This window comes from Streptomyces sp. NPDC004732, assembly GCF_040609235.1.
Lineage (GTDB): Bacteria > Actinomycetota > Actinomycetes > Streptomycetales > Streptomycetaceae > Streptomyces.
Genome location: NZ_JBEXJR010000020.1, coordinates 25522 through 36990 on the forward strand (window position 1 = coordinate 25522; position 11469 = coordinate 36990).

The 11469-nt window shown below is 70.3% G+C and carries 10 protein-coding genes and 1 pseudogene; 2 read left to right on the forward strand and 9 right to left on the reverse strand.

Annotation, left to right across the window (positions count from 1 at the left end; genetic code table 11):
- Positions 1 to 11 precede the first annotated feature (11 nt).
- From ABZV77_RS38810 to ABZV77_RS38820, 3 genes and pseudogenes are all read right to left on the reverse strand, one after another.
- Entirely contained in the window at positions 12 to 1352 is a 1341-nt protein-coding gene (locus ABZV77_RS38810) for a nitrate/nitrite transporter (RefSeq protein ID WP_356267572.1), read from the reverse strand.
- A gap of 164 nt (positions 1353 to 1516) precedes the next feature.
- Positions 1517 to 1684 (reverse strand): annotated as a pseudogene (locus tag ABZV77_RS38815) (hypothetical protein); the annotation flags it as partial.
- 58 nt (positions 1685 to 1742) lie between these two features.
- The gene (locus ABZV77_RS38820) at positions 1743 to 2258 is read right to left on the reverse strand and encodes a MarR family transcriptional regulator (protein ID WP_356267433.1); all 516 of its coding nucleotides are present in this window, start codon (positions 2256 to 2258) and stop codon (positions 1743 to 1745) included.
- Between the two features lie 144 nt (positions 2259 to 2402).
- On the opposite strand from ABZV77_RS38820, the gene ABZV77_RS38825 reads away from it, so the two are divergent.
- Both ABZV77_RS38825 and ABZV77_RS38830 read left to right on the forward strand, forming a co-directional pair.
- Complete coding sequence (locus tag ABZV77_RS38825; RefSeq protein WP_356267435.1) at positions 2403 to 3371, forward strand: EamA family transporter; 969 nt, start codon at positions 2403 to 2405, stop codon at positions 3369 to 3371.
- Between the two features lie 49 nt (positions 3372 to 3420).
- Positions 3421 to 4068 (forward strand): NAD(P)H-binding protein, encoded by a 648-nt coding sequence (locus tag ABZV77_RS38830; RefSeq protein WP_356267437.1) that lies wholly within the window; start codon positions 3421 to 3423, stop codon positions 4066 to 4068.
- Here ABZV77_RS38830 and ABZV77_RS38835 read toward each other — a convergent pair.
- The 6 genes from ABZV77_RS38835 to ABZV77_RS38860 all read right to left on the reverse strand — a co-directional run bounded on the left by ABZV77_RS38835 (position 4062) and on the right by ABZV77_RS38860 (position 11359).
- Positions 4062 to 4499, reverse strand: a complete 438-nt coding sequence (locus tag ABZV77_RS38835) for an Imm50 family immunity protein (RefSeq protein ID WP_356267439.1) — start codon at positions 4497 to 4499, stop codon at positions 4062 to 4064. The genes ABZV77_RS38830 and ABZV77_RS38835 overlap by 7 nt on opposite strands.
- Positions 4500 to 4604: 105 nt before the next feature.
- Complete coding sequence (locus ABZV77_RS38840) at positions 4605 to 5201, reverse strand: hypothetical protein (protein ID WP_356267440.1); 597 nt, start codon at positions 5199 to 5201, stop codon at positions 4605 to 4607.
- A gap of 358 nt (positions 5202 to 5559) precedes the next feature.
- Positions 5560 to 6825: an acyltransferase gene (locus tag ABZV77_RS38845; RefSeq protein WP_356267442.1), complete on the reverse strand. Its 1266-nt coding sequence runs from the start codon at positions 6823 to 6825 to the stop codon at positions 5560 to 5562.
- Positions 6822 to 8942: a glycosyltransferase gene (locus ABZV77_RS38850; RefSeq protein WP_356267444.1), complete on the reverse strand. Its 2121-nt coding sequence runs from the start codon at positions 8940 to 8942 to the stop codon at positions 6822 to 6824. Before ABZV77_RS38850 ends, ABZV77_RS38845 begins: the two co-directional genes overlap by 4 nt.
- Before the next feature lie 469 nt (positions 8943 to 9411).
- Complete coding sequence (locus ABZV77_RS38855) at positions 9412 to 10161, reverse strand: hypothetical protein (protein WP_356267445.1); 750 nt, start codon at positions 10159 to 10161, stop codon at positions 9412 to 9414.
- A gap of 214 nt (positions 10162 to 10375) precedes the next feature.
- A complete protein-coding gene (locus ABZV77_RS38860) occupies positions 10376 to 11359 on the reverse strand; it encodes a LysR family transcriptional regulator (RefSeq protein ID WP_356267447.1) in 984 nt (327 codons plus the stop codon).
- Positions 11360 to 11469: the final 110 nt, after the last annotated feature.

Here is an 11469-nt window from a genome sequence, read left to right on the forward strand (position 1 = left end):
GCCGTGTTACGTCACACCTCGGCGTAGCTGAGCTGCGACTTCTCCTCAGTGTCGGTCGTCGCGGCCGTACGGGCGACCGGCCGCCGAAGGTATACGGCCCAGGTGACGCCCGCACACACACCGTAGAAGGCGAGGAAGGCGACGTACGCGCCGGTACCGGAGCCCACCGTCTGGAAGGACTGCCGCAGCGCGAGGTTGATGCCGAGCCCGCCGAGCCCGCCGACGGCGCCGATCAGCCCCATGGCCGCCCCGGAGAGCCGCCGCCCCTGGGCCGCGGCCGCCTCCCCCACGAGCCCCGCGGCCTCCGCCTTGGCCTGGAAGATCCCGGGGATCATCTTGTACGTGGATCCGTTGCCGAGCCCCGTCAGTACGAACAGTGCGACGAAGGCGCCGACGAACAGCGGCAGCGACTCGCGCAGGGACGCGATCACGACGACGCCGGTCGCGGCGCCCATCCCGAGGAAGTTCCACAGGGTGATGGGGGCCCCGCCGAACCGGTCGGCGAGCCGTCCGCCGACGGGCCGGACGAGCGAGCCGAGCAGCGGCCCGACGAAGGTCAGCTGCGCGGCCTCCAACGGCGTACGCCCGAACTGCGTCTGCAGGACGAGCCCGAAGGCGAAGCCGTACCCGATGAACGACCCGAACGTCCCCACGTACAGGAGCGACATGATCCACGTGTGCGCGTCCCGCGCCGCGGCCTTCACCGCGCCCGTGTCATTGCGCACGGAGGAAATGCTGTCCATGAAGAGGAACGCACAGACGGCGGACACGACAATGAGCGGCACGTACACCCCCAGCACGGCACGCGGCCCACCCCCGCCCCCGATGACGGCAAGCCCCACGAGCTGCACGACGGGCACGCCGATGTTGCCGCCCCCCGCATTGAGCCCGAGCGCCCACCCCTTCTTCCGCAGCGGGAAGAAGGAGTTGATGTTGGTCATGCTGGAGGCGAAGTTGCCGCCACCGATGCCGGTGAGCAGGGCACACAGCATGAACGTGCCGTACGAAGTCCCCGGCTCCATGACGACGAAGGCGGCGACGGTGGGCAGCAGCAGGAGCGCGGCGGCGATGACGGTCCAGTTCCGCCCCCCGAACCGCGCCACGGCAAACGTGTAGGGAACCCGGACGACAGCCCCGACCAGGGTCGCCATCGACACGAGGAAGAACTTCCCGGCCGCGTCGATCCCGTACTCGGGCCCCATGAACAGCACCATCACCGACCACAGGCTCCACACGGAGAACCCGACGTGCTCGGACAACACGGAGAACGCCAGATTCCGCCGGGCGACCTTCTCCCCGCCCTCCTCCTTCCAGAACCTCTCGTCCTCCGGTTCCCACCGCTCGATCCACATCTCACGCCTCCAGGGGTAGTCCGCGGGCAGCGGCCGACGGTCCCGAAGGTAGGGAGATCGCATTTCAGCCTTGTGCCGCGCGATGACCACGGCGGAACGTTGCTCTCACGGGGGTGGGGGTGGGGGCGGTGAGGGGGACGAACAGGGGCGACGCCTGGTGCCGGTCACCGGTTGATGGACTGCACCTCTTCGACCTCGACCTGCTGGTCCGCGCCGAACCGTCCGTCGGGAAGGTCACCGCCCGCGCCCGTGGTGCTGGTCCAGGTGATCTTCCAGGTGACGGTGGCCTGCAGGTTGTACGAGTCGCCCCCGGAGGACCGCAGATACCTCACGAGCAGTTCGTCGTAGGCGGCCCCGCACCCTCAGTCCCGCGCCCTCACCCTCGCACCCTCAGCCCAGATGCGTGTCCCCCAGCGAAACCAGCAGCCGTCGCAGCACCCCGTCGATCGTGGCGCGCTCCTCCGGGGACAGGGCGGACAGCATGCTCTCCTCGTTCGCGATGTGGTCCACCACCGCACGGTCGACCAGGTCGCGGCCGGACTCGGTGAGGCGGACGCGGATGGCGCGGCGGTCGTTGGGGTCCGGGTTGCGTTCGATCAGGCCCTTGCGTTCCAGCTTGTCGAGGCGGTTGGTGATGGCGCCCGAGGTCACCATCGCGGTCTTGAGGAGGCCGCCCGCGGTGAGTTCGTGCGGGGCGCCGACGCGGCGCAGCGTGGCGAGGACGTCGAACTCCGCGAACTCCAGGCCGTACTCGACGAAGACCCGCTTCATGCCCTTGCTCAGCAGGTGGTCCGCCCGCTTGATGCGGCCGACCAGGGCCATCGCGTCCAGCTGGGCGAGATCCAGGTCGGGGCGCTCGCGGCGCCACTGGCTCCGCAGTTCGTCGATGGCGTCGTCCTCGGGCATCGTGTCTCCGCTCCTGGCTGGCGTCTCGGGCTCCGTCAACGCGAATCTCTCAACGTTGAGATACTTGACGTTCGTAGACCTGGGGTCCATATTTATCTCAACGTTGAGAATAACAGCGTTCAGGGGAACGACGAGGGGAACGTCATGTCCAATACCAGGACCAAGAGCACCAGGATCAGCACACCACTCCCGGCGCAGGGTTCAGGTGTGAACCAGCACCTGACCGCCCCGCCCTCCCGCTCCCCCGCCAAAGCCGCCGCAGGCTTCGCCGCGCTCGCCGCCATCGGCCCCGCCACCTGGGGCACCACCTACGTCACGACCACCGAACTCCTGCCCCCGGACCGCCCGTTGCTCGCCGCCGCCCTGCGCGCGCTGCCCGCAGGACTCATCCTGCTCGCCCTGACCCGGCGACTGCCCAGCGGCGACTGGTGGTGGAAGGCGGCCGTGCTCGGCCTCCTCAACTTCGGCGCCTTCTTCCCGCTCCTCTTCTTCGGCGCCTACCACCTGCCCGGCGGCGTCGCCTCGACGGTCAGCGCGGTCATGCCGCTGCTCGTGGCGGGCTTCGGCATCGGCGTCCTGAAGGTGCGGCCCACCCGCCGTACGTTGATCGCGGGCCTGGTCGGCGTCGGCGGCGTCGCCCTCCTCGTCCTGCGCGGCAGCGCCACGGTCGACCTCGCGGGCATCGTGGCCATGCTGACGGCCACCACGCTGATGGCCCTCGCCGTCGTCCTCAGCAAGCGGTGGGGCCGCCCCGAAGGCGTCTCGCTGCTCGCCCTCACCGGGTGGCAACTGACCGCGGGCGGACTGGTCCTCGCACCCATCGCCCTCACCGCCGAAGGCCTCCCGGACCACTTCACCGGGGCCAACCTCGCCGGATACACCTACCTCGGCATCATCGGCACGGCCCTCGCGTACGCCCTCTGGTTCCGCGGCATCGAACGCCTGCCCGCCTCCTCCGTGTCCTTCCTCGGCCTGGCCAACCCGGTCGTCGCCACGCTCGCCGGGCTGGTGATCCTGGGACAGACACTCACCGTGTGGCAGGTCGTCGGACTCGTCCTCGTCCTGGGCAGCGTGGTGCTCGGCCAGGGCCGCCGCCAGCCCCGCCGCGCGTAACTCAGCACGCCCTCACCGGTAACCCCTCACTCACTCAAGGAGCCCACCCATGCGCATCACCGTCTTCGGAGCAGCCGGAAACGCCGGAAGCCGCGTCGTCACCGAGGCCCTCGCCCGCGGCCACGAGGTCACCGCCGTGGTCCGCGACCCCGCACGCTTCACCGAGCTGCACCCGGAAGCCACGCACCGCACGGGCGACGCCGAAAACCCGGACCAGGTCGCTGAGTTGAGTGCCGGACAGGACGTCGTCGTCAACGCCACCAGACCCGCCCCCGGCCGCGAGCGCGAACACCCCGCGATCACCAGGTCGCTCCTGTCCGGCCTCGCCCGCACGGACGACGTACGCCTCATCGTCATCGGCGGCGCGGGCAGCCTGACGGTCCCCGGCACGGAAGGCCGCCTCGCCATCGACGACCCGCGCTACGTCCCCGCAGCCTGGCGCCACATCGCCGAGGCGTCCAACGCCCAGTACGCGGCGCTCCACACGGCGGACACCCGGGTCGCCTGGACCTACCTCAGCCCCTCGGCCCACTTCGAACCCGGCGCGCGCACGGGCGAGTTCCGACTCGGCAAGGACGAACTCCTGGTGGCCGCGGACGGCACCTCGTCCATCTCCATGGAGGACCTGGCGGTGGCGCTCCTGGACGAAGCGGAATCCCCGAACCACCACCGCGCCCGCTTCACGGTCGGCTACTGAGCTCCTCGATCGGCCTGTTCACCTTGCCGGTCCTCAAGTCCTTGGGGCACGTCCGCGTACGCGGAGAGATCCGAGATGTACGCGGATTGCGCTGATGCGCGGACCTGCACGTCCGCCGACATGACCTCGAGGGACAGCCTCGCACCGCCGGTCAGAAGGATGTCCCCAACCGGGTCGACGGAAAAGCCTCGCAGTTCCACGTCGTCCAGCCCGCCGAACGACAACTCGACCTGGACAGTGTTGAACCGCTGAGCAGCCCACTTCTTGGGGGCCGCCTCCGGATACTCGCAAAGGTCGAACCGCACCCGAAGCTGCGGACCGTCCCTGTCCAGTACGACGGAATGGATACGCACACCGGTCAACGGCGGCACGGCCCCGCCGTACACCGAAGTGATCCCCTCAGGGTTCCGCACCAGGGAAGTCCAGGTCATGACGGTCGACCGCTCCCAGCAACACACACGTCCGGGCATCGCCACAGATCGCGATGCCCGGACCACCGAACCCTGCCGTACACGGCAGTTACCTACACGCCACCGCTACTTCCCGGCGACCTTCCAGGCGATCTGCTTGCCGTCCTCCTTGGCGGACCAGCGGACCTCGAGGTCCTTCGAGCCCTCGGGGATCAGGTAGGTCTCGCAGAGGGTGTGGGTCTCGCCCTTCTTCCAGCCCTCGAGCTCCAGCTCGTCCTCGCAGCCCGGCGCGTCCTCGGCGGCGCCGATGAGCAGGCCGCCGCGGGTGCCGTCCGCGTAGATCTCCGTCGTCTCGGCCACGTTCGGCGTGTCCGTGAGCGGGGCGCCGGCCTTGTGCGTGATCTTCATGTGGGCGGTCGCCACGACCAGGCCCTTCGCCTGCTTCGGGTCCGAGACCAGCTTCTTGGTCTCGGCAGCCGTGCCCACGTCGATCTTCTCGGCGGCGACGTCGTAGGTGACGTTGCCCTTCTCCTCCTTCACCTCACCCGTGGTGGTCTCGCCGGCCTTCAGGGTGGACGGCTCCGCGGGCTTGTTCTGGGAGCTGGGGGCGTCCGCCTTCTTGTCGTCCGACTTCTTGTCGTCACCGCCGCCGCAGGCGGTCAGCGCGAGGGCGAGTACGGCGGCGGGCGCGGCGACGCGCAGCGCGGTCTTCCTGTAAAGCAAAGGGAGCTCCTGGCAGAGGTGGGCCCGCCGCACGGCATGCGGTCGTCCGGCGCGAGCAGCGGGAAGAGCCGTCAGCTTAGGAGTCGGCTACACGCAGCGTCGAGATCATTACGGCCCATGATCACCATCGCGTTGGCACATGCAACGCATGGGGCGCGTGTCGGCACCGTGCCGCCTCGGGCTGCGGCTTTGCGTGCGCATGGCGTTCGCGAGAGTGAATCTTGACGTCCGGGACGGCGGGTCGAACGCCGCCCCGGACGTGCCGAACGCCTGGATTTACAACGGCATTTCAAACCATTGCGGGCGCACACTTGCACGTAACATTCACGCAACGCATTGGGGGGTTACGCCGTTTCTGTCAGGGTCGCCGTGGGGATTGGCGGGGAGATTGCCAAGGAGATTGGCGGGGGGATTGTCCGGGTGGTCGCCGCGGAGGAATCGTGCCGGTCGGCCACAGCCTCGGCCGCCGCCTCGCCGCCAGGTCCTCCACCCAGCCCACCGCGACCACCATCAGGCCGATCAACGGCCAGACCAGGACGGTCATCCACACCATGTACGTCGTGTCGAGCGCCGAACTCCAGCGTTCGTCCTCCATCAGCGGCAGGTCGTACGCCATGTCGATGATCGGGACCGTCGCCATGATGAGGAAGTTGTGCCAGAGGTAGATCGTGACCGCGCGGTTGTTGGACAGCGTGACCAGCTTGTCCCACTTCGCCAGTCTGCCCGGGAGCTCCTGCCAGGACGGCGCGTACTGGAGCAGGATGACCACGAAGCCGAACGACCACGCCGCCTGCGCCAGCGGGATGTCGTTCAGGTCCCAGCCGTCCGGGCCCGGATGACCCGACGCCCACCACAGGCCGAACGCCATGACGAGGGCCGAGACCGACACCGCGAGGTAGCGGGGCACCTGCGCCAGCAGCCCTTCCTGGTGTGCGAAACCGAGCACCCAGCAACTCCCGTACACCGCGAAGTCCGAGATCGTGTTGCCCGTCTCGCCGGGGATCGTCACGACGCCCGTACCGACCACCGCCGTCAGCACGAGCGGCGCGAACAGCGTCGCCCACGGCGCCTTGCGGAACGCCCGGAGGAGGAATGGGGACGCCACGACGAACCACAGGTACGCGCGGATGTACCAGAGCGGGCCCACCGCCTGCGCGGGCCAGGTGTCCTCCAGGAGGCCCGCCTTGTCGCCCAGGTTCCACGGGAACGGCGGGGCGCCCACCGGGAACACGTAGTTGAGCGTCGACACCAGGCCCCACGTGCCCCCGTGGTCGGGGTCCTCGGAGACGTCCCAGCCGCCCGCGAGGAGCAGGAAGAGCGCCGCCGCGCCGAACACCCACATGGGCGGGAGCAGTCGACGGATGCGGCCCTTGATCACGCCCCACGCGGGACGCTTCAGCGAGCGCGCCATCAAGGAGCCCGCCAGCGCGAACATCACGCCCATGGAGGGGAACAGGATCGTCAGCCACGCCCAGCCGAACAGGTGGTAGACGACGACGCGGACGAGCGCGAGCGAGCGCAGGAGGTCCAGATAGCGGTCGCGGCCCGGCTTCTTCGAGGCGGCGGCCGGAGCCGGGGTCGGAGCCGGGGTCCCGGTGGTCGCTGCGGGTACGTGGTTACTCATGCAACCGTCCTCCGGTCATGGCTGCCCGCCCGCTGTCGCGGAAGGGCGCCGGGCGTCCCCACCCCTCCCGTGCGCCGCAGCTTCTGCCAGCGCAGGCGGCCTCCGGTGAGGGCGGTTATCCAGGACTGCAGCAGCACGACGTACATCAGCTGCCGGTAGAGGATCTGCTGGAGGGGCAGCGAGATCAGGTGGGTCATGCGTTCGCGGTCCAGATGGAAGGCGTACGCCGCGCAGACCGCCTGCACCGCGAGCACGCCCAGCCACGCGGCGACGGTCCGCTGGGTGGGGCCGAAGACCAGGCCGTAGAGCAGGAACACATCGATGAGGGGGGCCAGGAGCGGGGCGAGCACCATGAAGAGTGAGACCAGCGGGAGGCCGATCCGGCCGAAGCGGCCCGACGCACCGCTCTCCACGAGCGCGCGGCGGTGCTTCCAGATCGCCTGCATCGTGCCGTACGACCATCGGTAGCGCTGCGACCAGAGCTGCTGGACCGACTCCGGGGCCTCGGTCCAAGCGCGTGCCCGCTCCGCGTACACGACCCGCCAGCCCTCGCGGTGCAGCGCCATCGTGATGTCGGTGTCCTCGGCGAGCGTGTCGTCGCTCATGCCGCCGACCCGGTCCAGGGCGCAGCGCCGGAACGCGCCGACCGCGCCCGGGATGGTCGGCATGCAGCGCAGCACGTCGTACATCCGGCGGTCGAGGTTGAAGCCCATCACGTACTCGATGTGCTGCCAGGCGCCGATCAGCGAATCCCTGTTGCCGACCTTCGCGTTGCCCGCGACGGCGCCCACGCGGTGGTCGCCGAAGGGCTGCACGAGTTCTCGGACGGTGGACGCCTCGAAGACGGTGTCGCCGTCCATCATCACGACGATGTCGAAGCGGGCGTTGGCCATGCCTCGGTTGAGGGCGGCCGGCTTGCCCGCGTTCTGCTGGCGCACCACGCGTACGTTCGGCAGGTGCAGGCCCTCCACGATGCGGGCCGTGCCGTCCGACGAGCCGTCGTCGATGACGACGACCTCGATGGGGTGGTCGCTCGCCATCAGGGAACGGACCGTCGCCTCGATGCACTTGGCTTCGTTGTAGGCCGGGACCAGGACGGAGACGGGCTCGGTGACCGGCAGGCCCCAGCGGAAGTCCCGCCGCCGCACCCGGCGCGCGTGCACCGCGGAGAGCAGCAGCATCAGGCCGAAGCGGATGAAGACGAGGACGCCGATGACGGCGAGGGCGACGACGAGGCCGTCGGTGATGTGCTCGGCGGCGCCGACCAGGAAGACCCAGGCCCTGCCCTTCCACAGCTCGACGCCGGTGACCTCGGTGTGCGCGCTGGGTGCGTCCAGCGCCTCGGTGAGGGTCCCGAACTCATAGCCCCGCTTACGCAGATCGGGCAGGAAGCGGCCGAGCGCGGCGACGGTCTGGGAGCGGTCGCCGCCGGAGTCGTGCATGAGGACGACGGCGCCCTTGCCGCCCCGGGGTGTGGCCCTGCGGATGATCTCGTCGACGCCGGGGCGCTGCCAGTCCTCGCTGTCGGTGTCGTTGACCACGGTGAGGTAGCCACGTCGGCCGATGGCCTTCGTCACGGGGTACGACTTGTCGTCCATCGCGTCGGCGAAGGAGGAGTACGGCGGGCGGAAGATCGAGGTCCGGATGCCCGCCGCACCGGCGAGGGCGAGCTGGTTCTGCGAGAGCTCCCAATCGATGCGGCTCGCGGACTGGTAGGAGAGGTCGGGGTGGTTGAAGGTGTGCAGGCCGACCTCGTGGCCCTCGTCCACCATGCGCCTGACCAGGTCGGGATGGCGCGAGGCCATGGTGCCGGTGACGAAGAAGACGCCGTGGGCGTGGTGTTCCTTCAGGACGTCGAGGACCTTGGGGGTCCACTCCGGGTCGGGGCCGTCGTCGAAGGTCAGCACGATCCGGTGGTCGGGCACGCTCAGCGTGGTCTCGCGCCCGTTCCGCGTGTCGATGACCGGGCCGCCTTCAAGGATCTTCCGCGGCACGTGGTCGGTCGGCGCGGGCGGCCTGACGCGGTGGTCGGCGAGGATCTCGCTGTGCACGTACCCGCGCAGCATCAGCATCGCGAGCAGCGCGACGAGGAGCAGCGAGGGCAGCAGATGACGCATGGGCAGTCGGCGGCGCCGGGGCCGAGGGCTGGGCTGGGGGCTGGGCCGGGGCCGGGGGCTCGCGGGTGGCTTGGCGCGGCGCCTTCCGCGGCGGTTCTGGACGTGACTGTTCCCGGGGCGGTCCGACCGGCCCCTGGTGGTGCGGGTGTTCATCGCGGTGCGTCCTCCGGGGACGGCTTCGTGTCCGGCTAGGACGGCTGAGTTGTCCGGCTAGGACGGCTTCGTGTCCGGTGAGGGCTGTGGAGTTGTCCGGCCAGGGCTGCTGTGCTGCCCGGCTGGGACTGCTGAGTTGTCCGGCCCGGGCTGCTGAGTTGTCCGGTGAGGACGGCTTTGTATCCGGCTAGGGCTGCTGAGCTGTCCGTTCAAGACGGCTTCGTATCCGGTTTGGACTGCTGAGTTGTCCGGACACGACTGCTGGGCGCCCGTTCAAGACCGCTGAGTGCCCCTTCAGGACCGCCGAGTTGTCCGGTCAGGACTGCTGGGTGTTCGTGGAGGACGGCTGCGTGTCCTCGGAGGGCTGCTCGGCGGGTGAGGTGTATCCGACGGGGACTTCGACGCCGCTCCCGCCGCCTCCGCCGTTGCCGCCACCGCCCCCGCCACCGCCACCGCCCCCATTGCCGCCACCGCTTCCGCCGGACTGCGACGGCTGTGTGGGCAGGACGGTGGGCGGGTCGACCGAGGCGGTGGGGGCGGTGCCGGGGTTTCCGGGGCCGCCGGTCGGGTCCGCGCCGGGGTCGCCGCCGTCCGTGGGGTCGGGGCCGGGGTCGGGCCTGGCGCCGCCGCCGGGGGCGGAGTCGGGGGCCGTGCCCGGCCGGTCGCCGTCGTCCCTGCTGCGGGCGGGTCCGGGCCCGTCGTCGGCGCCGGGCCCGGGCGTCGCTCCCAGGGCGTCCGTCGCGCCGGGCGACGGCGACCGGCCGGACGAGGCGGACGGATCGGCGGCAGCCGCGGGTCGGCTGGGCGCGTCCGCCTTGCTCGCGGGCTTCTCGGCCTTGGGGCCCGGCATGGGCAGCCAGGGCGCGCTGGAGCTGCCGGAGAGCAGCGTGCCTGCTATGAGCGCCGCGTAGACCGCGCAGGCGCTGCCGACAGCCACTCCCAAGCGGCGGAACCTGCGGCTGCGGCGGCCCGTCGCGTCGACGAAGACAGGACCCTCGGCCACGCCCTCACGGCCGGGCTCCGCGGACAGGTCAGCAAGCTGGTGCCCCAGGCCGTCGATCTGCACGGTGACTTCGTTCGGATCATGAGTATGTCCTGGTAGAGCGTCTTCTCGCCACGTTTCCATGCGTACGCACAACCCCCCACATCACTGACTCGGGTGCGCGCACGACCCCAAATGCCGCCGTCCGAACCGGGCCCCCACCCGGTCCGCGCGCTCCCTTTATCACACTGCACTCGAGCCACGAACGTAGCGGACCGGAGGCAGGTGTGGTCCTCAGTCAGTTGTGACTCATCATGATGAGTGCATCTGTGGCGGGAAGCCATCCATTCGCGGGCTTCTCCAGCCACCCTTCCTCCGCGGCAAGGCCCGCGGCGGCCGTCCGCAAAGCGTCAACACCCGGATGAACCAACCCCTTTCGCCACACCAGCGATACGGGGGACAGCGGGACGGGATCGACGAGCGGCCGCAGCACGGCTCCCGGCATGGCCGGAAAGTCCACCACGGCGAGGACCGGATTCCGGTTCTTCGCCATGACGCGTTCGAACTCCTCGGGGCCGACGGCGAGGGGCGCGGGTGGCGCGATCCCGATGCCGCGCCCCTCGAAGAGCAGACGCGCGAGGCCGGTCCACTCCGGCGTCCTGGGGTTGCCCGCCCCCGCGTACACGGTCTCCCCCGCGAGCGCGTCGAGCGGCACCGCGTCGAGCTCCGTCAGCGGATGGCCGGTCGGAAGCAGCACCGCCATCGGCTCGTACCGCACGGGCTGCTGGTCGAGCCCGGCCCGCAGCGCCGGGTCGAGTCCCGCGTACCGCCCGAAGGACGCGTCGAGCCGACCGGCGACGATCTCGGCGGCGGATCCGGTGAGGCCGCTCTCGAAGCGGGCCATCAGCTCACACTCCGGGACCAGCGCGCGGGCCCGCTCCAGGATGCGCCCGAAGGCCAGGCCCGGGCTGTTCACATCGACGAGCAGCGGACGCGCCGCGCCCGTGGCGGCGGCGACCAGGTCGTCCTGGGCCGCGAGCACGCGCCGCGCGTACGGCAGCAGCCGCTCGCCGTCGGCGGTCAGCGTGACCTGCCGCGTGCTGCGCGCGAAGAGCACGGCCCCCAACTCTCGTTCGAGGCGCCGGACATCGCGGCTCAGCGCCTGCTGCGCCACGTACAGCCGGGTGGCCGCGCGGGTGAAGTGCAGCTCCTCCGCCACGGCGACGAAGGCGCGCAGCAGCCTGGGGTCCACGTCACGGCGTACGACTGGTTCTGCGGTCATCGCAGGAACCTACAACGCAGGATCCGACAACGGAGGAATCTACAACGGAGGTGCGTGAATTGGCACTCAGAAGGTGTTGGACCCCAGCAGGCGCCCCCGGTCAGGGTGGC

Coding starts and splice junctions, on each gene's coding strand:
- ABZV77_RS38860 (WP_356267447.1), bottom strand. CDS start 11,359: ATGACCGCAGAACCAGTCGTACGCCGTGACGTGGACCCCAGGCTGCTG.
- ABZV77_RS38810 (WP_356267572.1), bottom strand. CDS start 1,352: ATGTGGATCGAGCGGTGGGAACCGGAGGACGAGAGGTTCTGGAAGGAG.
- ABZV77_RS38820 (WP_356267433.1), bottom strand. CDS start 2,258: ATGCCCGAGGACGACGCCATCGACGAACTGCGGAGCCAGTGGCGCCGC.
- ABZV77_RS38845 (WP_356267442.1), bottom strand. CDS start 6,825: ATGAGTAACCACGTACCCGCAGCGACCACCGGGACCCCGGCTCCGACC.
- ABZV77_RS38850 (WP_356267444.1), bottom strand. CDS start 8,942: ATGCGTCATCTGCTGCCCTCGCTGCTCCTCGTCGCGCTGCTCGCGATG.
- ABZV77_RS38835 (WP_356267439.1), bottom strand. CDS start 4,499: ATGACCTGGACTTCCCTGGTGCGGAACCCTGAGGGGATCACTTCGGTG.
- ABZV77_RS38830 (WP_356267437.1), top strand. CDS start 3,421: ATGCGCATCACCGTCTTCGGAGCAGCCGGAAACGCCGGAAGCCGCGTC.
- ABZV77_RS38825 (WP_356267435.1), top strand. CDS start 2,403: ATGTCCAATACCAGGACCAAGAGCACCAGGATCAGCACACCACTCCCG.